The following is a 21298-nucleotide window of genomic DNA, read 5'->3' on the forward strand; positions in this document are numbered from 1 at the left end:
GTTTTGTGTCTCCGCGACCCGAATTCGGCATCGCGTAACCCTTAGATAGGGACCGCTGTTTTGATTTCAAGAGAATATTTTGAGATTTTTTATGCGGCTTCGACGAGCGGCAATCCGAGCAGACGCGAGACTTGATCCGGCTCGGTTTCGCGGCGCAGAACGGTGAAAAGCTCAGCGGCCTCCGGGTAGTTGCGCGTCAGCATGGCCAGCCATTGCTTGAGGCGACCGGGCGATTGGCGCGCGGTCATCTGCGCTTTGGCCTGCAGCCAGAAGTCCTGAATCAGCGGCATCAGCTCGGCCCAGGTCATCTCGACGACCTCTTCGCCAGCACGAGCGGCGGCGATCTGCCGGGCCAGATCGGGGCGCGAGACCAGGCCCCGACCGAGCATAATGTCTTCGACACCACTGATTTCGCGGCAACGGCGCCAGTCTTCGACGCTCCAGATATCGCCGTTGGCGAACACCGGCACCTTGACCACGTCCTGCACGCGCGGGATCCACTCCCAATGTGCCGGCGGTTTGTAGCCGTCCATTTTCGTCCGCGCGTGTACAACGATGTGCTCCGCCCCGCCTTCGGCGAGCGCCGTGGCGCAGACCAGCGAACCGTCAGGACTGTCGAAACCCAGGCGCATTTTTGCGGTAACCAGGATGTGCGCCGGCACCGCGCGACGGACATGCTCGACGATCTGGTTGAGCAGCTCCGGCTCCTTGAGCAGCACGGCGCCGCCGCGGGATTTGTTGACGGTCTTGGCCGGGCAGCCGAAGTTGAGGTCGATCACTTCAGAACCGAGCTCGCAGGCCAGAGCGGCGTTTTCCGCCAGGCACACCGGATCGGAACCGAGCAATTGCACGCGCAGCGGCACGCCGGACGCGGTGCGAGCACCGTTGAGCAGCTCGGGGCCGAACTTGTGGAAATACGCCGGGGTGAGCAACTGGTCGTTGACCCGAATGAATTCGGTCACGCACCAGTCGATGCCGCCAACGCGGGTCAGCACGTCGCGCAGGATGTCGTCGACCAACCCTTCCATGGGCGCCAGAGCAATTTGCATGGGGAAACACTACTTGAAGAAAAACGTGCGGCAGTTTACTGGATATCGCCCAAATCCGCAGAACTACACATATCTCTGTGGGAGCGAGCCTGCTCGCGAAGACGGTCTTTCAGCTCATGCATGCGTGACTGACCTGACGCTTTCGCGAGCAGGCTCGCTCCCACAGGGTGAGATTTACATCGCCTCTGCAATCTGGATCGCCGGGCCATAGCCTTCGATGAATTCCGCCGGCATACGCTTCGGCTTGCCGGTCGACAGTTCGATGCACACAAACGTGGTCTGCGCGCGCAGCAGGGTGGCGTTGTCGCTGGGGCGTTTGAGCTGGAAGTGACGGGTCATTTTCAAGCGCTGATCCCAGTCGACGATCCAGGTCGCCAGTTGCAGTTCATCACCTTCATAGGCGGCGGCCAGGTAATCGATTTCGTGGCGGACAACGGCCATCGCCCGATCCAGTCGCCGGTATTCGACCAGGTCCAGGCCGAGGCGCTGCGAATGGCGCCAGGCGCAGCGCTCGAGCCAGGTCACGTAAACGGCGTTGTTGGCGTGCCCGAGCCCGTCGATGTCTTCCGTGCCTACTTGCAGATCAATGGTAAACGGCGTTGCCCGATCCCAGCCCATGCCCCACTCCCGGTCAAAGTATTCAACCGGGGCAGTGTAACGGAGCTCAGGCCGATTGGCGCGCCTGAAGGCTGCGACCGGCAAGCAGTGATAACACACCATCAATCACTCGAGGGTCGGCCAGCACGCGTTGATGGCCGCCGCTTTCCAGGCGCAGCAGACGACTGTCGAACCAGGCTTCGTGAATCAATTGCGATTCTTTGACCGAGACAAAATTGTCGTCCTCGGCATGCACGATCAAACCGGGCATATCCAGTTGGTAGTGAGCCACGTCGAGCGTCGCGGCGCGCATGCCGACGTCCTGCTCGACTTGACGGATGAACGCAGAACGCGCGCGCGGCGGCATGCCGACCATGCGCGCAAAACCGCGCAGCACGCCGAGAATCCGCGACGGTGCGGCGATGCTGACCAGAGTTTCCGTGCGCAGGCCCAATTGCACAGCGAGCATCGCGCTGGCGCCGCCCATGGAATGGCCGATAACCGCTTGCAGCGGCGGCAATTCGGCAGCGGCTTCGAGCATGGCGCGGGCGAACAGCACTACATTGGCTTCTCGCCCAGGGGAGCGACCGTGGGCCGGACCGTCGAGCGCGACGACGGTATAGCCGGCATCGACCAGAGCATTGATCAGCGAGGCGAATTGGGTTGGCCGCCCTTCCCAACCATGCATCAGCAGCACCGTAGGGCCTTGCCCCCAGCGCAGCGCCGACAGGCCGAAGCGCAATGTGATGCGTTCGGAGCTGGCCAACAGCGGCAGCTCCCAATCCCGCAGCGGTAGCGCGCGGGGCGTCATGAACGCCAGACGCATTTTGCTCGCCACCAGCTTCGGTGCAAACCAGCCCAAGGTACCGTTAACGCCACGAACCCACTTCAACGCGTTCATCGCACTCTCCTCAGGCTTGTTGCCTTCAGGTCAACGCACCGCCGACTTGGCGGCGCGCAGCAATCGATCGGATAACTCTCCCGGACCCAGCGCTCTGGCCAAGGCCAGACCACCGACCATCAACGCGACATCGGCCAGAGCCTTGTCGGTGTCTTCAGGGCTGGCCGCCAGTTGCGCGACCATCAGCTCCAGATGCTCGTTCAGTGCAATGCGGAACGACTCTGGCAGACGGCCCAGCTCGCCAATAGACGCCGGAATCGGGCATGCGGCTTCGCTGGAATCACGGTGTTTGCGCGACAGGTAGAACGCAGCGACCAAAGCGCGACGCTCTTCGCCGGTCAGATCGGCGTCCATGTCGGCAATCAGGTCGCGACGGCGGCCCAGCAGTTGCTTGAACGCTTCGAGCATCATCGCGTCCTTGCTTTCGAAGTGTGCGTAGAAGCCGCCGACGGTCAGGCCGGCTGCGCCCATCACTTCGCCCACGCTCGGGTCTGCCGGGCCGCGCTGAATCAACGCGGCGCTGGCAGCCTTGAGGATGCGTTCGCGGGTTTGAGCTTTTTTATCGTTCATCGTTGCCTCCGAATATTACGACTAGAATATTATTCGCATAATAATATTCCGCAAGTCATGAATATGACCGCTGGTCTGAAGCACAGTGTAAGGAAAAAGGAGAGTTGGCCAAACGCCAGACAAACAAAAGGGCCATTCAATAATTGAATGACCCTTATAAAATCCCGCAGAGCGGGTAATCGTGGCGTCCCCTAGGGGACTCGAACCCCTGTTACCGCCGTGAAAGGGCGGTGTCCTAGGCCACTAGACGAAGGGGACACAAACCCTTCTATACAACTGATCAGTGCTGAGAGCTGATCGATTCAAGGCCGGTGTGGCCAGACCTTGAACTGTAAAATTGGTGGAGCTAAGCGGGATCGAACCGCTGACCTCCTGCATGCCATGCAGGCGCTCTCCCAGCTGAGCTATAGCCCCGGATTTTTCGCCTCACGGCGGAGTGATCTCTTGCAACATCACTTCTGTAAAACTGGCGTCCCCTAGGGGACTCGAACCCCTGTTACCGCCGTGAAAGGGCGGTGTCCTAGGCCACTAGACGAAGGGGACGCAAACCCTTCTATACAACTGATCAACGCTGAGTGCTGATCGCTTCAAGGCCGGTGTGGCCAGACCTCGAAGTGTAAATTGGTGGAGCTAGACGGGATCGAACCGTCGACCTCTTGCATGCCATGCAAGCGCTCTCCCAGCTGAGCTATAGCCCCTCATCGCTGAGGACGGGGCGAATCTTAAGGGCGTATCGAAAGCCTGTCAAACTTATTTTTGAAAAATTTCAAAATTTTTTGCCGGGATAACAATCACTTACCGCCCTCCCCTGTAAAACCGGGAGGTTTGCAACGCGGGCAGACCTGCAGGAGCTGGCGCAGCCTGCGATCTTTTGACTTTGCCTTTTGAAAACAAGATCAAAAGATCGCAGCCTGCGGCAGCTCCTACCAAGAAGCAAAAGCGTTTAGACGATAGAGCCCAAGAGCTTTTCCCATTCCTTGTTTTCTTTCTTCGACACGCCGCCCAGCAGCTCAATCGCCTGTCGCAGGCGGAAACGGGTGAGATCCGGGCCGAGGATTTCCATCGCATCGAGCACCGACACCGAACTCGCCTGCCCGGTGATCGCAGCAAACATCAGCGGCATCGCGTCGCGCAGTTTCAGCTCGAGGGATTCGACCACCGCCTGAATCGTCGCGGTGATGCTGTCCTTCTCCCACTGCCGCAGACTTTCCAGTTTCCACAGGATCAACTGCATCAACTGGCGAACCTGATCGCCGGAGAGCTTTTTCGACTCGAACAGCCTGGCGTCCGGATTAACGCCGCCGGCAAAGAAGAACCCCGCCAGCGGTGCGACCTGGCTGAAAGTTTCAACCCGGCCCTGCACGTGCGGCGCGATTTTCATCATGTATTCAGAGTTGAACGCCCACTTCTGCACGCGGGCGGCAAACTCTTCCACCGGCAGATCGCGCAGCCACTGGCCGTTGAGCCACGATAGCTTCTCGATGTCGAAGATCGGCCCGCCGAGGGAGACACGCTTGAGGTCGAAGTTGTCGACCATTTCCTGCAGCGAGAACTTCTCGCGCTCGTCCGGCATCGACCAGCCCATGCGCCCGAGGTAGTTGAGCATCGCTTCCGGCATGAAGCCCATGCGCTCGTAGAACGTCACCGAGGTCGGGTTCTTGCGCTTGGACAGCTTGCTCTTGTCCGGGTTGCGCAGCAGCGGCATGTAGCACAGCTCCGGTTGTTCCCAGCCGAAGTATTCGTAAAGCAGGATCAGTTTCGGCGCCGATGGCAGCCATTCTTCGCCACGCAGGACGTGGGTGATGCCCATCAGATGGTCATCGACGACGTTGGCGAGGAAGTACGTCGGCAGGCCATCGGTCTTCATCAGCACTTGCATGTCCATACGATCCCACGGGATCTCGACGTCACCACGGAGCATGTCCGGCACCACGCAGACGCCTTCGCTCGGCACCTTCATGCGAATCACGTGCGGTTCGCCAGCAGCCAGGCGCGCCGCGACTTCTTCCTTCGACAGCAACAGTGCGCGACCGTCGTAACGTGGAGTTTCGCCGCGAGCCATTTGCTCGGCGCGCATCTGGTCCAGCTCTTCAGCAGTGCAGAAGCACGGGAACGCATGGCCCATGTCGACCAGTTGCTGGCAGTAGTTCTGGTAGATATCGCCGCGCTCGCTCTGCCGATATGGGCCGTGCGGGCCGCCGACGTCCGGGCCTTCGCTCCAGTCGATGCCGAGCCAGCGCAGGGCGTCGAAGATCTGCTGTTCGGACTCGCGGGTCGAACGCAACTGATCGGTGTCTTCGATGCGCAGGATGAACTCACCGCCGTGCTGCTTGGCAAAGCAGTAGTTGAACAATGCGATGTAAGCGGTACCTACGTGGGGGTCCCCGGTAGGCGATGGCGCGATGCGAGTGCGGACGGTGGTCATGGCATGTCTCGAAAAGAATGAAAAGCAAAACAATCAAGCGGCGAATGGTAACAGGCGACACCCGCCCCGCTCCAGCGGGCAGGGTATTTAAGCCGGAAGCCCTAAGGCCTTCCGATTGTGTGAAGGCCATTCGCGAGCAGGCTCGCTCCCACAGGAATATGCAATTGCTATGTGGGAGCGAGCCTGCTCGCGAAGAGGCCCGGCAAGGCGATCAAGATCAAACGGTGAGAAGTCGTTCGCGCAGTTTGGCAATCTCGTCGCGCATCTGCGCCGCCGCTTCAAACTCCAGATCCCGCGCCAGTTGGTACATCTTCTCTTCCAGCGCGCGGATGCGTTTGGTGATTTCGCTTGGCGAGCGCAACTCGGCTTCGTACTTGGCGTTCTCTTCGGCGGCCTTGGCCATGCCTTTGCGCTTCTTGCTGCGCGAACCCGGCACGGTGGCGCCTTCCATGATGTCGGCGACGTCCTTGATCACACCTTTCGGGGTAATGCCGTTCTCAAGGTTGAAGGCGATCTGCTTCTCGCGGCGGCGCTCGGTCTCGCCGATCGCTCGCTCCATCGAACCGGTCATGCGATCGGCGTAGAGAATCGCTCGGCCGTTGAGGTTACGTGCCGCACGGCCAATGGTCTGGATCAGCGAGCGTTCGGAACGCAGGAAGCCTTCCTTGTCGGCATCGAGAATCGCCACCAGCGACACTTCCGGCATGTCGAGCCCTTCGCGCAGCAGGTTGATCCCGACCAACACATCGAACACGCCGAGGCGCAAGTCGCGGATGATCTCGACGCGCTCGACGGTGTCGATGTCCGAGTGCAGATAACGCACGCGCACGCCGTGGTCGGCGAGGTAATCGGTCAGGTCTTCGGCCATGCGCTTGGTCAGCGTGGTGACCAGCACACGTTCTTCGATCGCCACGCGCTTGGTGATTTCCGAGAGCAAGTCATCGACCTGGGTCAGCGCCGGCCGCACTTCAACCTGCGGGTCGACCAGACCGGTCGGCCGTACCACTTGCTCAACCACGCGGCCGGCGTGCTCGGCTTCGTAGTTGCCGGGCGTTGCCGAGACGAAGATGGTCTGCGGGCTGACCCCTTCCCACTCGTCGAAACGCATGGGCCGGTTGTCCAGCGCCGAAGGCAGGCGGAAGCCGTACTCAACGAGGGTTTCCTTGCGCGAACGGTCGCCCTTATACATTGCGCCGACCTGCGGCACGCTGACGTGGGATTCGTCGATCACCAGCAAGGCGTCGGCGGGCAAGTAGTCGTAAAGCGTGGGTGGCGCCGCGCCGGCCGGACGCCCGGACAGGTAGCGCGAGTAGTTTTCGATGCCGTTGCAATAGCCCAGTTCGAGGATCATTTCCAGGTCGAAACGGGTGCGCTGTTCAAGACGCTGGGCTTCCACCAGTTTGTTGTTGCTGCGCAGGTATTCGAGGCGCTCCTGCAATTCGACCTTGATGCCTTCGATGGCGTCGAGCAGGGTTTCCCGAGGCGTCACGTAGTGACTTTTCGGGTAGAAAGTGAAGCGCGGCATCTTGCGGATGACTTCGCCGGTCAGTGGGTCGAAGGCGGAAATGCTCTCGACCTCGTCATCGAACAGCTCAATGCGGATCGCTTCGAGGTCGGATTCCGCCGGGAAGATATCGATCACGTCACCACGCACGCGGAACGTCGCCCGGGCAAAATCCATATCGTTGCGGGTGTATTGCAGGTCGGCCAGGCGCCGCAGCAGAGCGCGCTGATCAAGCTTGTCGCCGCGATCAACGTGCAAGACCATTTTCAGATAGGTTTCCGGACTGCCCAGACCATAGATGCACGACACCGTGGTGACGATGATCGCGTCCTTGCGTTCCAGCAACGCTTTGGTCGCGGACAGGCGCATCTGCTCGATGTGGTCGTTGATCGACGCGTCCTTCTCGATGAAGGTGTCGGACGACGGCACATACGCTTCGGGCTGGTAGTAGTCGTAGTAGGAAACGAAATATTCCACCGCGTTGTTCGGGAAGAACGCCTTGAACTCCCCGTACAACTGCGCGGCCAGGGTCTTGTTCGGCGCCAGTACCAGCGTCGGACGCTGTACCTGCGAAATGACGTTGGCGATGCTGAAGGTCTTGCCCGAACCGGTCACACCGAGCAGCGTCTGGTGCGCCAGCCCGGCGTCAATGCCCTCAACCAACTGGCGAATGGCTTCCGGCTGATCGCCGGCGGGCTCGAAGCGGGTGACTAGCTGGAATTCCGACATACACACCTCTGGAATCGCGGCGTTCCGCGTCAGACGGAACACCACGAGGACGACCGCAAACGACCGATGTCGCGCAAGAAAAAACCTGGATTGTGCTGAATGTGGTGGCGATTGCCTGACCTTTCAAGGCAAACGTCCTACATCCGGTAAAGAATCTGACAAAGTCAATCGACTAACGGTCAAGAAATAATCGGAAAAACTTACCGTAAAAGCCGATTCGCCTGTCGCCATTGCGCGGTGATGGCCTCTATACTAGCTCCCCGTTTGTGCACCGCTCTAGTGCATTCGGCTGGAGCGCTACACGTCCCTCCACTCTCCATTCAGAGCCGACGTAATAATGAGCCTGTTCTCCGCTGTCGAAATGGCACCCCGCGATCCAATCCTGGGCCTCAACGAAGCATTCAACGCCGATACCCGGACCACCAAGGTCAACCTGGGCGTGGGCGTGTACTGCAACGAAGAGGGGCGAATTCCACTGCTGCGTGCGGTGATCGAAGCCGAGACGATTCGCGTCGCGCAACACGCTTCGCGCGGTTACCTGCCGATCGATGGCATCGCCGCCTACGACCAGGCCGTGCAGAAACTGCTGTTCGGCAACGATTCGCCGCTGATCAGCGCCGGTCGCGTCATCACCACTCAGGCCGTCGGCGGGACTGGCGCACTGAAAATCGGTGCCGACTTCCTCAAGCAACTGCTGCCGAACGCCGTCGTGGCGATCAGCGACCCGAGCTGGGAAAACCACCGCGCACTGTTCGAAACCGCTGGTTTCCCGGTGCAGAACTACCGTTACTACGACGCTGCCACCCATGACGTGAACCGTGCCGGCATGCTCGACGACCTCAACGCCCTGCCGAACGGCTCGATCGTTGTCCTGCATGCTTGCTGCCACAACCCGACCGGCGTCGACCTGACCCCGGCGGACTGGAACAAGGTGCTGGAAGTGGTCAAGGCCAAAGGTCACGTGCCGTTCCTCGACATGGCTTACCAGGGTTTCGGCGACGGCATCGACGAAGACGCCGCCGCTGTGCGCCTGTTCGCCGAATCCGGCCTGACCTTTTTCGTCTCGAGCTCGTTCTCCAAATCGTTCTCGCTATACGGCGAACGCGTTGGCGCACTGTCGATCATCAGCGAATCGAAAGAAGAAAGCGCGCGCGTGCTGTCGCAGGTCAAGCGCGTGATCCGCACCAACTACTCCAACCCGCCGACCCATGGCGCCAGCATTGTTGCTGCCGTGCTCAACAGCCCGGAACTGCGCGCGCAGTGGGAAGCCGAGCTGGCCGAGATGCGCCTGCGTATTCGCGGCATGCGCGAACAGATGGTTGCCCTGCTGGCGGAAAAAGCCCCGGGCCGCGATTTCAGCTTCGTTGGTCGTCAGCGCGGCATGTTCTCCTACTCCGGCCTGACCACTGAACAGGTGCATCGCCTGCGCAACGAGTTCGGCATCTACGCCCTGGACACCGGCCGCATCTGCGTGGCCGCGCTGAACCAGAGCAACATCAAGGCTGTGACGGACGCGATCGTTCAGGTCATCTGATTTCGGCCAGTGATGAAAAACGGGAAGCCTTTTCGGCTTCCCGTTTTTATTTGTCTCTGGAAACGCCTTGCAACCTCTAGACTGCACACAATTCAGAACCGTAGGAGCTGGTAGGAGCTGACGAGTGAAACGAGGCTGCGATCTTTTGATCTTGTTTTTTAAGATCAAGATCAAGATCAAGAGCAAGATCAAAAGATCGCAGCGTTCCGCAGCTCCTACCGGTTTTGTGTACACCCGAGATTTTTGAAGAGAACCCACATGAAAAACGACAACCTGCGCGCTGACCGTGACGACCTGGATGATTTCATCCCGCGCGCTCCGGCCAAGCGTGAAAAGAGCCTGGTACTGCAAGTCGCCGCCGGGGTATTTCTCGGTGGCCTGGCCCTGTGGCTGGTGCAACTGGCGGCGACGGTGGTCTATGCCAAGCTGATGCTCGGCACGATTACCTTCGGCAGTTAAGCCAGCTCGGCCGCGCGTTGAGTGGCAGCATCGTCGTAAATCACATACAGCGATTCGGCGACCTGGCTCTTGATGGCCTTGCTGCTTTCCAGACCGAGGACAAAACCTTCAGCCTTGCCGCCGGCGCGGTTCAATTCTTCGGCAGTGCTTGCCCCGGTGATTGCATCGAAAAGTTTTTCGGCGTGCGGGCCGATGCCCTTGGGCAGGCTGATCTGTGCAGTGCTCATGCGAGCACCTCGCTGTTGCGGGTGATTTGATTCATGGCGCGTACCTTTGCGGCGAATGGCCGGTAGCGCGTGTGACCACTTCCGGGCTGCCATGGTAGACCTCTGAAGCCTTTCTGGTAACCGCCAATCACCGACAAAACGCCGTCCGTCCCGACGAATCGCAAAAGTTGCCAGGCGATGCTTGACTTCTCTTTTTGAATCAGTAACATACGCACCAATTCCGCAATAGCTCAGTTGGTAGAGCAAGTGACTGTTAATCACTGGGTCCCTGGTTCGAGTCCAGGTTGTGGAGCCAAATAGCAAAGCCCCTGAATCGCAAGGTTCAGGGGCTTTTTTGTGGGCGCACGAAAAATACCAAAAGGCCGATCTGTTTGGGCAGATCGGCCTTTTCTGTTTCAGACGCAGCGGTCAGACATGTTCGCTGCTTTTCACCTGCACCTTCGGCGCGCCGTGGCCATGATCATGGTCATCCGGCTCGATCACCGGCACTTCCTTGCCATCGCAATCATGCAGCTTGCCGTCGCTGAAGTAATCGCCTTCACGCAGCGCGGCGAGATCGCGATAACGCAGGGTGCGCTCTTCCGCTGCGGCGAACACCGATTGTTGATCCGAATTGCCGGTCGTGAAGTGGTTGAACGCCAGGTTGAGCAGGATCGCCATGATTGCCGACGAACTGATGCCCGAATGGAAAATCGTCGCGAACCAGCTCGGGAAATGATCGTAGAAGTTCGGCGCGGCGATCGGGATCATGCCGAAACCGATCGAGGTGGCAACGATGATCAGGTTGACGTTATTGCGGTAGTCCACCTTCGACAACGTGCGGATGCCGCTCGCAGCCACAGTACCGAACAGCACGATCCCGGCGCCGCCAAGTACCGAAGTCGGCACGGCGGCAATCACCCGGCCCATGAACGGCAGCAGGCCGAGCACCACCAGGAACAAGCCGCCGGTAGCGACCACGAATCGGCTCTTGATCCCGGTCACCGCCACCAGGCCGACGTTTTGCGCGAAAGCACTTTGTGTAAAAGAACCGAAGATCGGCGCGAACATGCTCGACAGCATGTCGGCACGCAGGCCGTTGCCCAAGCGTTTCGAGTCGACCTTTGTGCCGATGATCTCACCCACCGCAAGGATGTCCGCCGAGGTTTCCACCAGCGTCACCATGACCACAATGCACATCGACAGAATCGCGGCGAAATGGAAGGTCGGCATGCCGAAGTGGAATGGTGTCGGAAAGCCAAACATGGGACCGGTGGTGACGCTGGAGAAATCCGCCATCCCAAGGAACACCGCCAACACCGTGCCGATGACCATGGCCAGCAGAATCGACAGCCGGGAAATGGTCGCGCTGCCAACCTTGCTCAGCAGCAACACCAGCACCAGCGTGACCGCCGCCAGACCGATGTTCTGCATGCTGCCGAAGTCCGGCGCGTGGCTGTTGCCGCCCATCGCCCAGCGTGCGGCCACAGGCATCAGCGTCAGGCCAATGGTGGTGATCACAATGCCGGTGACCAGGGGCGGAAAGAACTTGGTGATGCGTGAGAACACCGGCGTGATCAGCAAGCCGATCAACGAGGCGGCAATCACCGCACCCAGCACCGATTGGAAACCGCCCTCCCCGCCGCTGCTGACGATCGCGACCATGGTCGCCACGCCGGAGAACGATACGCCCTGGACCAGCGGCAACTGACAGCCAAAAAACGGCAGACCCAGGGTTTGCAGCAACGTCGCCAGCCCCCCCGCAAACAATGAAGCAGCAATCAACAGACCAATGTCCGCCGGCGACAGACCGGCCGCCTGGCCAATGATCAGTGGCACCGCAACGATACCGCCGTACATGGTCAGAACATGTTGCAGGCCGTAAGCCATATTCGCGCCGACCCCGAGGTTTTCGTCCTCGGGCCGTTGGTGTGAAACATGGGGCGTTTTCATGGTGGGGGGTTCCCTGGTTTTTGTTATGCGCACACTGTATTCAATACTCAGGACAAATGTCCATAGAGTTGTATACAACTTATCAGTCACATAATGGTTAGGTAGCCATCCAACCTTCTAGCCTGCGCTTCTTGCCCCAACAAATCCGGCAACACATCCCCGCTGCGTCCGCGCCAGTGCCCACCAGGCTGAAGTGTTCACGGCGACCGACGGTGCAGTCGCGCTCTTTTAGCGGCCATCGGCGAAATCCGTCGCGTATTGGAGCCTGATGTAAAGCCTTAGATGGAGGCTGGCGCGATGACCCGAGCCAGCGCTTGTCGTACACGCGGTGAATCAGGGACCTGAAGGTCGAACTCGCGGCGCAGCAACTCCATCAGCTCGTCGACGTCCGCCACCTCGCGCCGCTCACTGTCCGCGCCCATGTGATGTATGGCAAAACTGCCGTTGTTAAGCGTCTTGCGCCAGCCATCCCCGGTGCGCGCAACCATCAGGCGCTGGGCAAAAGGTGACTCGGGATGGGTGGAGACGTACCAGTTACCGACGGTGTAATCGATGTCTTCCTGGCGTTGCAGATCAAACAGGTACATCGGCCGCCATTCGCCTGCGACTTTGGCGCGCAGCAGGTAGCCATCTGCTTGCTTGTCGATGCGGTAAGGTTCGTGCGGGGTGGGTTGCTCATGTTCATTGTCGAGCAGCAGCGGCGCGGTGGGCACCATGCCACCGAAGCCGACGTCGGTGATGTAACGCACTGCGTCGATGGTCACCAGACTCAAACGATGGGTTCGCGCCGTCCAGCTGCCTTCCGGCTGATTCATCACCACGCGCCCGCTGATCGCCCGCGCGTCGAAGCCCAATTCAAGCAGCAGCGCATAGAACAAATGATTGAGCTCATAGCAGTAGCCGCCCCGCCCCTGCTGCAACACCTTGTCTTCGATGGAGACCAAGTCGATCAACACCGGCTCTCCACTGATCGTTGCCAGATTTTCGAAAACAAACTGAGCGGTGTGGCGCAGTTGCAACTGATGCAAGGTTTCCAGCGTCGGTGGCGGCGGCGCATCGAAACCCAGACGTTGCAGGTACAGATTGGTATTGGTCAGCCGTGGCGCACTCATTGCTCGATCCTTATGCATGGGCCGCAGAACACTGCGTGGATGTTGCCCTGTATACGGGATCAGGCACGGCTTTCGACAATTGATTTCGCTAATCGGCCGTTCAGCGTTTTTTCCGCGAGCCGATCCGAATCCACGTCGGCGCATGGTCACTGGCGTGCGGTTCATTGCGCACCCAGGCGTCGACGCCAGCGTCATGCAGATACGGGCTCAATGCCGGGTTGAGCAGCAGGTGGTCGATGCGCAGGCCGGAGTTGGTTTGCCAATGATTGCGGAAGTAATCCCAGAAGGTGTAGAGGCGCTCTTCGGGATACACGTGGCGCAGAGAATCGGTCCAGCCCTGATCCAGCAGCCGCTGGTAGCACTCGCGGCTTTCGGGTTGCAACAAAGCATCCTTGAGCCAGGATCGGGTGTTGTAGATGTCCATGTCGGTGGGCACGACATTGAAGTCACCGGCGAGCACCACCGGGTGATCGCTGCTTTGCAGGTCTTTGGCGTAATTGATCAGACGCTCGAACCAGGCCAGTTTGTAATCGAATTTCGGCCCCGGCTGCGGGTTGCCATTGGGCAGATACAGGCAACCGACCAGCACACCGTGCACCGCCGCTTCGATATAGCGGCTGTGGGTGTCATCGGCATCGCCGGGCAAACCGCGTCGACTCTCCAAAGGCTGCGCATCACGCGCCAGAATCGCCACGCCATTCCATGACGCCTGGCCCTGCCAGATTGCGCCGTAACCGGCGGCTTCCAGTTCGGCGGCGGGAAATGCGCTGTCGACTGATTTGAGCTCTTGCAGGCAGGCGATGTCCGGCTGCTCGCGCTTGAGCCATTCCAGCAGATTCGGCAGCCGCGCGCGCATGCCGTTGACGTTGAAGGTGGCGATTCGCAGGTTTTTCATCGTCTGCAACTCCTGCCCGGTGGGATTGCAAATTGTGACCCTGAGAACGCCGCGCAGGTTGCATCGAATGACAATGCGACAGCTCAGACGCGATTACGCAGCCATTGCAGAAAGCCTCTTTTCGGCGCGACCACGGGCGTTTCCTCGGTCAGCGACTGCGCCTTGTGCAGACGGAAATCGAGCAACGCCTGCATCGCATCGTGGATGTCATGGCGCGCGTCCAGGCACGGTTTCAGGTAGGACTTCTCGATGCGATACAGCGCGCAGAAAGTCTTCGCGGAAAAATCCGCCGGCAAGGCGGTGTCGGAAAGAATCCCGGCCTCGCCGATCACCTCACCCGGCCCCATGCGCCCGGATTCCAGGGGTGCGCCGTGGCGCTTGAGCGTCACCGAAACCACGCCGGATTCAATGATGAACAAATGATCGCTGACCTCCCCGCCCGCGAGAATCGTTTCGCCGGCGCGGAAGGTTTGCAGAGTCATGTTCTGGCTGAAGGTGTCTTTCTCTTCTTCACGCAGAGTCGAGAAGATCGGTGAGCTTTCCAGCAGCGCCCGTGGCCGCGACAACTGCGGTGCGGCGCTGGTCTCGTTGCTCGACAGCAGGTTGACCCCGGAGGCCTGCAAATGCCGGTACGCGAGATCGAACAACTGATTGCGCACCACGCGCTTCTCGCCCATCGAGGCGACAAACCCGCTGATTTCGTACTCCGCGCCGCCGCTGGCAGAACTCTTCAACGATACGCTCGGCGCCGGCGTGTCGAGCAATTGCCGGCAGCCTTGCATCGCTCGCTCCAACGCCTCGATCACTGAGCTGGGCCGGGCATGGGGGCTGACGGGCACGCTGACGGAAACGCCGAACATGTTGCTCGGCCGACTGAAGTTGATGATCTTGGCTTTAGCCGCCAGTGAATTCGGAATGACCGCCATGCTGCCCTGACTGGTCTGCAGACGCGTGGCGCGCCAGTCGATGTCGGTGACGCGGCCCTCGGTGCCGTCGATGGAGATCCAGTCATCAAGTTGATAGGGCTTGGTGGTGTTGAGGACGATGCCGGAGAACACGTCGCTCAAGGTGCTCTGCAAAGCCAGGCCGACAATGATCGCCAACGCGCCGGACGTCGCCAGCACGCCTTTGACTGGCAGATCGAGCACGTACGCCAGCGCCGCAATGATCGCGATGAGGAAAATCACCGCGCCGAGCAAGTCCTGCAACAGCCGGCCGGTATGGCCGACCCGTTGCATCATCACCGCGCCGATCAGCACCGTCAGGGTCCGCGCACCAAACAGCCACCACCCGATCTGCAACCCGGTCGCCGCCAGATGCAGCGGCACGTTGTCGGCCCACGGTGCCGGTTCCATCGGGTTGAGGCCTTCGTTGAACAGCACAATGCTGAACAAGGCGAAAATCAGCACCCGCACCAACAGCTTCCATTCGCTGCCGCGAGAGCTGATCAGCCGCCACAGGCCAAGATCGAGCAGGATCAGGATCAACGCGCTAAACAACGGGTGTTCGGTCAGCAGAGACAGCATCAAACAACTCCGACAAAGGCCAATCGCGAGAAGATCGCACAGATTGGCACAGTGTAGGAGCAATTGATTTCGGTGGATGAACAGCGTCTCGAAAACGCTGAAAAACCTGTAGGAGCGAGCCTGCTCGCGAAGGCGTCCTGTCAGTCACTACCTCTTGGACTGAAACAGAGCATTCGCGAGCAGGCTCGCTCCCACAGGGGGGTTCAGTTGCCAGTAAAGCTCGGGGTCAGGGGTGCATCTGGCCAAAGCGCCCGGACTGGAAGTCGGCAAAGGCCTGATGGATTTCCTGCTCGGTGTTCATCACGAACGGGCCGTGGCCGACGATCGGTTCGTCGATCGGCTCGCCACTGAGCAGCAATACCACCGCGTCTTCGCTGGCCTGGAGGGTGAGTCGATCACCGTCGCGTTCGAACAGCGCCAACTGCCCTACCCCAACCGACTCCGCACCGTTGACTTGCACTGAACCTTTCAGCACCACCAGTGCGGTATTGCGTCCTTCGTGCAGATCAAGCGTCAGCAACTTGCCGGCATTGAGGCGCAGATCCCACACGTCGATCGGCGTGAACGTCCGCGAGGGTCCGCTGTGCCCGTCGAATTCGCCGGCGATCAGACGCAGGCTGCCGGCGTTGTCCTTGAGCGCGATGCTCGGAATGTCGCGGTCGAGAATGGTCTGGTAACCCGGCGCGGCCATTTTGTCCTTGGCCGGCAGGTTGACCCACAGCTGGACCATTTCCAGCTTGCCGCCGGTTCGGGCGAAGTTTTCCGAGTGGAATTCCTCATGGAGGATGCCGGACGCTGCGGTCATCCACTGCACATCACCCGGGCCAATGGTGCCGCCACTGCCGGTGGAGTCACGGTGCTGCACTTCGCCGTCGTAAACGATGGTCACGGTTTCGAAACCACGGTGCGGGTGCTGGCCGACGCCACGCTGTTCAGTGGTCGGGGTGAATTCGGCGGGACCGGCGTGATCGAGCAGCAGAAACGGGCTGATGTGCTTGCCCAGGTTGTCATAGGAAAACAGCGTGCGCACCGGGAAACCATCGCCGACCCAGTGGCCGCGCGGGCTGGTGTAAATGCCGATGATATTTTTCATGGGGTCTCCAATGTGTAAGTGCATTGGATTAAGCGTAAGGGCATATCGAATATTCGACTAGAGGGTGCAAACCGGCTTGAGTGTTCCATATGCAGAACAATTGATTTGGCGGTGCGCTCTTCGCGAGCAGGCTCGCTCGCACAGAAGACTGCACTGGCTTACAGACATCGCGCGAGGCCGTGCATGGCTTCGCGCAACTTGTTGATGGCGTGGTCGATAACTGCGTTTTCACTGTCTCGGCACACCGTATCCAGATCTGCGCACGCCGCTACGACCCGCGCAGCCCCGACCATCTGCGCGCCACCCCGGATGCGATGGGCCAACTCCCGCAAGTCTGCGCGGTCGCTCGCCTGCAAGCGATCCAGTGCTTGCAGATCATCGCGCAGGCTATTGCCGACTTCCTTGCGCAAGCGTTCGATCAACGAATGATCGGCACCCGCCATCTGTTCAAGAACACTGAGATCAATCTCGACCGGCTCGGCACCTGGCGGTTCATCTTCGTGCGGCGCGCAAGGCTGCGCGCCGGTCAAGGCCTGTGCCAAATCGCGCAAGCGAATCGGTTTGAACAAGCAGTCATCCATGCCGGCATCCAGACAACGCAAACGCTCTTCGACCTGCGCGTTGGCCGTAAAACCGAGGATCAGACAGGATGCGCGGCCGCTGGCGGCCTCTTCATCGCGAATGGATCGCGCCAGTTCATAGCCATTGCGTCGCGGCATGTTGCAGTCGGTTATCACCACATCAAAAGCCTGCGCTCGCCAGCGTTGCAGCCCTTCATCGCCATCCCCGACATCAGTCGTGCGATGCCCCAGTTCGCTCAGTTGCCAGCACATCAGCAAGCGGTTGACCGGGTGATCGTCTACCACCAGCACGTTCAATACACAGGCGGCGAGCGTCACGTCGGGCGTAGCCGCTGTGGTCGTCATCGCGGTCAGCAGTGGCAATTGCAGATGGACTTCCACTCGCGTGCCCTGCCCCAGGTCACTGTCGAGGCGCAGCGTACCGCCCATCATGTCGCAGAGGTTGCGGCTGATCACCAGCCCCAGACCGGAACCGCTGCGCGCCGTTTGCGAACTGTTGCTTGCCTGGACGAAAGGACTGAACAGAAGCTTTTGATCTTCGACACTGATGCCGATGCCGCTGTCTTCGATGCGCACCAGCATGTCCACTTCAGCGTCGGTCATGGCGATGACCTGCAAGCGCAAACTCACCTCACCCACCTCGGTGAATTTGATCGCATTGCTCAACAGGTTCGACAGCACCTGTTTGAAGCGCGTCGGATCAATCAGCACATCCACGTCGGTGCGCGGATCAAGTTCGATGCGCCACAAGAGCCGTTTCTGCCGCGCCAGCCCTTCGAAAACCCGACACACCGATAACACTGTCTCGCGCAGGTTGGCCCGATTGGGCGCGAGGGACAAATGCCCAGACTCGATACGGGCGATGTCGAGAATGTCGCCAATCAACGCCAATAACTGCTGGCCGGCATTCGACGCCACCTGAATTGCCAGTCGATCAGTCACGCCCTCCTCTGCGCGCTTGAGGGCCAGTTCGAGCATGCCGATCAAGGCGTTCATCGGTGTGCGGATCTCGTGGCTCATGGTCGCCAGGAAAGTGCTTTTGGCCCGATTGGCCTCATCCGCTGCGTCCTTGGCCTGTTGCAGTTGCAACAACCATTGCTGGCGCTGATGGATCTGCCGACGCTGCCAGCCGATCCAGATCAAGGCCAGCAGCAGCAACACCGCCGCGCTGGCAAAGCCGAGCAGAATCTCCTGACGATGGCGCGACCAATAGCTGTCTTCAACCACCACATCGTGGCTCCAGCGCTCGACCAGTTCATCCATTTGCTGCGGCGCGATGCTCAGCAACGCCTTGTTCAGGATCGAGTGCAGCAGCGCCGACTGCGGCGCCGTGGCCAAAGCGATGCGCGCCGGCTGATCGCCAACGGTGCCGGTGATGCGCAGGCGGTCGCGATACTGGCGGGCGATCAGAAAATGCGCTACCAGCAACGAGCTTACCGTCACGTCGACCTGTCCTCGGGCAATCAGCGCCATGCCTTCGGCTGGGCTTTTGACCTCGACCAGACGCAGACCGGGGACCCGTTGCAGCAAATAATCGCGCAACGGGTGCCCCCGATAGATCGCCAGGCGTTTGCCCGCCAGTTCGTCGAGCGGCAATGGATGTTGCCCGTTCGCCGCGCTGACCAGCACGAACGGATTGTTCAGATAGGCGCGAGTGAATTGCAGCTGCGCTTCACGCTCGGTGCTCGGCGTCACCACCGGCAGAACATCGAGTGCGCCGGCCTGGAGCTGCTCGAACTGATCGTTCAGGGAGGTGCCACGCACGATCTCGAAATTCAGCCCGCTGCGCTGTGCAATCAGGCTCAGCAACTGCGCTGCCAGCCCTTTGAAGCGTCCGTCGGCATCGAAAAACGCCAACGGCGCGAAGTCTTCGACAGCGCCGACCCGCACCACCGGGTGCTGATCCAGCCACTGCTGCTCGGCGGCGCTGAGCTGTACCCGCGACTGTTCGGCCATCTCGGCGAGGCCGACGCTCCAGCGCTGTTCGATCAGATGGCGACGCTCCATGGGCACGGCCAGCAAGGCCTTGTCGACGATGCGTTTGAGCACCACGTCGCTGCGCAACAACGCAAAAGCGAACGGATTGGCATCAAGCCCCGACGGCCCGGCCAGTTGCAAATCGTTGCGGTAATTGGTGTTGATCAGATAGTTGGCGCTGATGAAGTCGCCCAGGTACGCATCGTCGGCACCGAAGGCGACCGCGCCGAGTGCATCCATTGCCGAAGCATAAAGCTGCACGTAGGCGCCGGGGTAGAAGGCCTGAACGTGGGCCAGCGGCAGGTAATCCTCGACCATGGCGATGCGTTTGGCCGCCAGGTCGGTGGGCAGTTTCTCGTCGTGGCGCGTAACCAGCATCGGCTGATCTTCAGCGTACGGCCGCGACAGAATGAAGGCCGGATCTGCCGCTTCGAAACTGTTCGAGGTGCCCAAGAGATCGACATCACCGCGCTTGAGTGCCGCCATCAGCGCGGGTCGATCGGTAAAACGCCGCACTTCGATCCTGATGCCGAGCAGTTGTGCCAACAGGTCGACGTAATCCGCCGTCAGTCCCTCCAACTCATGCTGATGGCGGGTGATTTCGAAGGGCGGGTAGTCCGGGCCGGAGATGCCCATGCGCAACACCGGATGCTCACGCAACCACTGGCGTTCCCGATCATCGAGGCGGACCTGGACATTGCCCGGTTCGAGGCGGGCCAGCACTTCCAGTGTCTGCGGCCGGTCATCGGCCCAGACCGAGGCGGCCAGCCCCAGCCACAACCCTAAAACCCGCAGTCCCTGCGTCATGTCGGGGCACTCAGATCAAGTGATTGCGCTTGGCGAACTCACGCAGGAGCACCAGTGAACCCAGGCAAAGCTTGGCCATCATGCGGGTTTTGTAGGTGCTGACGGTCTTGTGACTCAAGTGCATCTCCTGGGCGATGGCCTTGTTCGGTTTGCCCAGCGCCAGATTCACGAAGATGCATAACTCCCGATCGGACAGCTGAGCGATCATCTCCTGTTCAGTGCGTTGCACGGCGTTGTACAGACCGCTGGTATTGGGTAACGCGGAGAAATAGGTGTGGCCGGACATCAATGCCTTGATGGCTTCGTGCAGCAGAGTCAGTTGGTTGCTCTTGGTCACGTAGCCCCGTGCGCCGGCACGCAGACAGCGCTCTTGATAATGCGTGGGCTCATGCATGCTGAACACCAGGATTCGGCAGCGCGCCGTCGGCGCCTTGATCTGAATCCGCGTCAACACTTCCAACCCATCCATGGACCCCAGCCCGAGATCGAGTACGACGAGCTGCGGATCATGTGTGCAAATCAGCGGCACGACCTCGTTGCCATTGGACGCTTCATGAATATCGGTGAAGCCTTGGGCCTGCAGAACGATCCGAATGGCCGCGCGCACTACTGGATGATCATCGACGATCAGCGCTGACTTCATTGGTACTCCTGCAAAATCGAAGACACCGCAACAATCTGTTCCGGAGTCGGTGGCTGCGCAGGCACTGTTACATGGATGATCAAGAGAATCACCTGTCAGGTCTGACAGTTGTGCAGCCTGGTTTTTTATGCATTGGCATGGCGCAACGACCAGCGGGAATCAGACGCAGCTTGGCGTTCGCCGGCGGCTTCGACTCTCGCCATCACCTGTTCGATGAGTGCTGAACTGGGCAATGGCGCCGGGCTGATCTGCGCGTTTTCCTGAGCAAACCCGGCAACCGCCTGCAAAGGTGCCGACGGTTCGTTGTAGATCAGAGCGTGGCGGACCTGTGGGTTATCGAGCAGAAAGCCCAGCAGATCGAGAGAGCCTGCCGCCAGTTCGGCATTGATCACCAGCACATCGAACGGCTCGCAGCCGTAGTCGACCAGGGTCAACAATTCACCGAGATTCTGCACCGGGGCGACGCGGTAGTAGCCGAGCGCGTTGAACAGGCGCTCGATTTTCATGCGATGAAAATGCTGCGGGTCGGCGATCAGGATGCGCAACGATTTGTTGCTCATGGTCATTCTCCCGGTGGGGTTTGGGGAGGGCAAGACTACGCAAGCGCCGGGGATAGCTCTGTAGGACTTTTCCTAAAAATCCGGTCATTCATCCGGCGGCCCTGACGCACCAATATCCCCTGTGGGAGCGAGCCTGCTCGCGAAGGGGCTATACCAGTCAGAGATATATTGACTGAC

Annotated in this window: 18 protein-coding genes and 5 tRNA genes; 3 read left to right on the forward strand and 20 right to left on the reverse strand. The window is 60.0% G+C overall.

The window, feature by feature from the left end; genetic code table 11:
- Positions 1-89: 89 nt before the first annotated feature.
- From ND528_RS02215 to uvrB, 10 genes are all read right to left on the reverse strand, one after another.
- A complete protein-coding gene (locus tag ND528_RS02215) occupies positions 90-1049 on the reverse strand; it encodes a tRNA dihydrouridine synthase (protein ID WP_263469571.1) in 960 nt (319 codons plus the stop codon).
- A 174-nt stretch (positions 1050-1223) separates the two neighbouring features.
- Positions 1224-1667 carry an acyl-CoA thioesterase gene (locus ND528_RS02220; protein ID WP_263469572.1) on the reverse strand — a complete coding sequence of 148 codons (444 nt, stop codon included), beginning with the start codon at positions 1665-1667 and terminating at the stop codon, positions 1224-1226.
- Positions 1668-1713: 46 nt separating this feature from the next.
- Positions 1714-2547 carry an alpha/beta fold hydrolase gene (locus ND528_RS02225; protein ID WP_016773922.1) on the reverse strand — a complete coding sequence of 278 codons (834 nt, stop codon included), beginning with the start codon at positions 2545-2547 and terminating at the stop codon, positions 1714-1716.
- 30 nt (positions 2548-2577) lie between these two features.
- Positions 2578-3117: a TetR/AcrR family transcriptional regulator gene (locus tag ND528_RS02230; protein ID WP_016773921.1), complete on the reverse strand. Its 540-nt coding sequence runs from the start codon at positions 3115-3117 to the stop codon at positions 2578-2580.
- 182 nt (positions 3118-3299) lie between these two features.
- Positions 3300-3375 (reverse strand) — tRNA-Glu (locus tag ND528_RS02235).
- Between the two features lie 80 nt (positions 3376-3455).
- Positions 3456-3531, reverse strand: a tRNA-Ala gene (locus tag ND528_RS02240).
- Positions 3532-3584: 53 nt separating this feature from the next.
- Positions 3585-3660, reverse strand: a tRNA-Glu gene (locus ND528_RS02245).
- A gap of 79 nt (positions 3661-3739) precedes the next feature.
- Positions 3740-3815, reverse strand: a tRNA-Ala gene (locus ND528_RS02250).
- Between the two features lie 245 nt (positions 3816-4060).
- Positions 4061-5542 (reverse strand): glutamate--tRNA ligase, encoded by a 1482-nt coding sequence (gltX, locus tag ND528_RS02255; RefSeq protein WP_263469573.1) that lies wholly within the window; start codon positions 5540-5542, stop codon positions 4061-4063.
- 217 nt (positions 5543-5759) lie between these two features.
- Entirely contained in the window at positions 5760-7775 is a 2016-nt protein-coding gene (uvrB, locus tag ND528_RS02260) for an excinuclease ABC subunit UvrB (RefSeq protein ID WP_024012378.1), read from the reverse strand.
- Positions 7776-8112: 337 nt separating this feature from the next.
- Here uvrB and ND528_RS02265 point away from each other — a divergent pair, with 337 nt between their 5' ends.
- Complete coding sequence (locus ND528_RS02265) at positions 8113-9309, forward strand: amino acid aminotransferase (RefSeq protein WP_016773918.1); 1197 nt, start codon at positions 8113-8115, stop codon at positions 9307-9309.
- 258 nt (positions 9310-9567) lie between these two features.
- Positions 9568-9768: a hypothetical protein gene (locus ND528_RS02270; RefSeq protein WP_263469574.1), complete on the forward strand. Its 201-nt coding sequence runs from the start codon at positions 9568-9570 to the stop codon at positions 9766-9768.
- Here ND528_RS02270 and ND528_RS02275 read toward each other — a convergent pair.
- Entirely contained in the window at positions 9765-9995 is a 231-nt protein-coding gene (locus tag ND528_RS02275) for a hypothetical protein (protein WP_122506462.1), read from the reverse strand. The two genes, ND528_RS02270 and ND528_RS02275, sit on opposite strands and share 4 nt — an antisense overlap.
- Positions 9992-10204, reverse strand: coding sequence for a hypothetical protein (locus ND528_RS02280; protein WP_178083705.1), 213 nt, complete (start codon positions 10202-10204; stop codon positions 9992-9994). Before ND528_RS02280 ends, ND528_RS02275 begins: the two co-directional genes overlap by 4 nt.
- Before the next feature lie 10 nt (positions 10205-10214).
- On the opposite strand from ND528_RS02280, the gene ND528_RS02285 reads away from it, so the two are divergent.
- Positions 10215-10290 (forward strand) — tRNA-Asn (locus ND528_RS02285).
- Positions 10291-10403: 113 nt separating this feature from the next.
- Here the strand turns inward: ND528_RS02285 and ND528_RS02290 are convergent.
- The 8 genes from ND528_RS02290 to ND528_RS02325 form a co-directional block, all read right to left on the reverse strand.
- The gene (locus ND528_RS02290; protein ID WP_130911608.1) at positions 10404-11927 is read right to left on the reverse strand and encodes a nucleobase:cation symporter-2 family protein; all 1524 of its coding nucleotides are present in this window, start codon (positions 11925-11927) and stop codon (positions 10404-10406) included.
- Between the two features lie 278 nt (positions 11928-12205).
- A complete protein-coding gene (locus ND528_RS02295) occupies positions 12206-13039 on the reverse strand; it encodes an arylamine N-acetyltransferase family protein (RefSeq protein WP_263469575.1) in 834 nt (277 codons plus the stop codon).
- A 100-nt stretch (positions 13040-13139) separates the two neighbouring features.
- A complete protein-coding gene (xth, locus tag ND528_RS02300) occupies positions 13140-13934 on the reverse strand; it encodes an exodeoxyribonuclease III (protein WP_263469576.1) in 795 nt (264 codons plus the stop codon).
- 83 nt (positions 13935-14017) lie between these two features.
- Positions 14018-15460 carry a mechanosensitive ion channel family protein gene (locus ND528_RS02305; RefSeq protein WP_024012372.1) on the reverse strand — a complete coding sequence of 481 codons (1443 nt, stop codon included), beginning with the start codon at positions 15458-15460 and terminating at the stop codon, positions 14018-14020.
- A gap of 226 nt (positions 15461-15686) precedes the next feature.
- Complete coding sequence (locus ND528_RS02310) at positions 15687-16553, reverse strand: pirin family protein (protein WP_263469577.1); 867 nt, start codon at positions 16551-16553, stop codon at positions 15687-15689.
- Between the two features lie 158 nt (positions 16554-16711).
- Positions 16712-19918: a transporter substrate-binding domain-containing protein gene (locus ND528_RS02315; protein WP_263469578.1), complete on the reverse strand. Its 3207-nt coding sequence runs from the start codon at positions 19916-19918 to the stop codon at positions 16712-16714.
- Positions 19919-19928: 10 nt separating this feature from the next.
- On the reverse strand, positions 19929-20561 hold the full coding sequence (locus tag ND528_RS02320; RefSeq protein ID WP_130911614.1) for a response regulator transcription factor: 633 nt from the start codon (positions 20559-20561) through the stop codon (positions 19929-19931).
- Between the two features lie 125 nt (positions 20562-20686).
- Positions 20687-21121 carry an ANTAR domain-containing protein gene (locus ND528_RS02325; RefSeq protein ID WP_263469579.1) on the reverse strand — a complete coding sequence of 145 codons (435 nt, stop codon included), beginning with the start codon at positions 21119-21121 and terminating at the stop codon, positions 20687-20689.
- Positions 21122-21298 lie beyond the last annotated feature (177 nt).

The organism is Pseudomonas mercuritolerans, from assembly GCF_025706525.1.
GTDB classification, from domain to species: Bacteria; Pseudomonadota; Gammaproteobacteria; order Pseudomonadales; family Pseudomonadaceae; genus Aquipseudomonas; species Aquipseudomonas mercuritolerans.

Bases quoted from the DNA above. Each gene is read 5' to 3' on its own strand.
- ND528_RS02215 (WP_263469571.1), bottom strand. From the start codon at position 1,049: ATGCAAATTGCTCTGGCGCCCATGGAAGGGTTGGTCGACGACATCCTG.
- ND528_RS02220 (WP_263469572.1), bottom strand. From the start codon at position 1,667: ATGGGCTGGGATCGGGCAACGCCGTTTACCATTGATCTGCAAGTAGGC.
- ND528_RS02305 (WP_024012372.1), bottom strand. From the start codon at position 15,460: ATGCTGTCTCTGCTGACCGAACACCCGTTGTTTAGCGCGTTGATCCTG.
- ND528_RS02325 (WP_263469579.1), bottom strand. From the start codon at position 21,121: ATGAGCAACAAATCGTTGCGCATCCTGATCGCCGACCCGCAGCATTTT.
- ND528_RS02230 (WP_016773921.1), bottom strand. From the start codon at position 3,117: ATGAACGATAAAAAAGCTCAAACCCGCGAACGCATCCTCAAGGCTGCC.
- ND528_RS02310 (WP_263469577.1), bottom strand. From the start codon at position 16,553: ATGAAAAATATCATCGGCATTTACACCAGCCCGCGCGGCCACTGGGTC.
- ND528_RS02225 (WP_016773922.1), bottom strand. From the start codon at position 2,547: ATGAACGCGTTGAAGTGGGTTCGTGGCGTTAACGGTACCTTGGGCTGG.
- ND528_RS02265 (WP_016773918.1), top strand. From the start codon at position 8,113: ATGAGCCTGTTCTCCGCTGTCGAAATGGCACCCCGCGATCCAATCCTG.
- ND528_RS02275 (WP_122506462.1), bottom strand. From the start codon at position 9,995: ATGAGCACTGCACAGATCAGCCTGCCCAAGGGCATCGGCCCGCACGCC.
- ND528_RS02315 (WP_263469578.1), bottom strand. From the start codon at position 19,918: ATGACGCAGGGACTGCGGGTTTTAGGGTTGTGGCTGGGGCTGGCCGCC.
- ND528_RS02320 (WP_130911614.1), bottom strand. From the start codon at position 20,561: ATGAAGTCAGCGCTGATCGTCGATGATCATCCAGTAGTGCGCGCGGCC.
- ND528_RS02280 (WP_178083705.1), bottom strand. From the start codon at position 10,204: ATGTTACTGATTCAAAAAGAGAAGTCAAGCATCGCCTGGCAACTTTTG.
- uvrB (WP_024012378.1), bottom strand. From the start codon at position 7,775: ATGTCGGAATTCCAGCTAGTCACCCGCTTCGAGCCCGCCGGCGATCAG.
- gltX (WP_263469573.1), bottom strand. From the start codon at position 5,542: ATGACCACCGTCCGCACTCGCATCGCGCCATCGCCTACCGGGGACCCC.
- ND528_RS02290 (WP_130911608.1), bottom strand. From the start codon at position 11,927: ATGAAAACGCCCCATGTTTCACACCAACGGCCCGAGGACGAAAACCTC.
- ND528_RS02295 (WP_263469575.1), bottom strand. From the start codon at position 13,039: ATGAGTGCGCCACGGCTGACCAATACCAATCTGTACCTGCAACGTCTG.
- xth (WP_263469576.1), bottom strand. From the start codon at position 13,934: ATGAAAAACCTGCGAATCGCCACCTTCAACGTCAACGGCATGCGCGCG.
- ND528_RS02270 (WP_263469574.1), top strand. From the start codon at position 9,568: ATGAAAAACGACAACCTGCGCGCTGACCGTGACGACCTGGATGATTTC.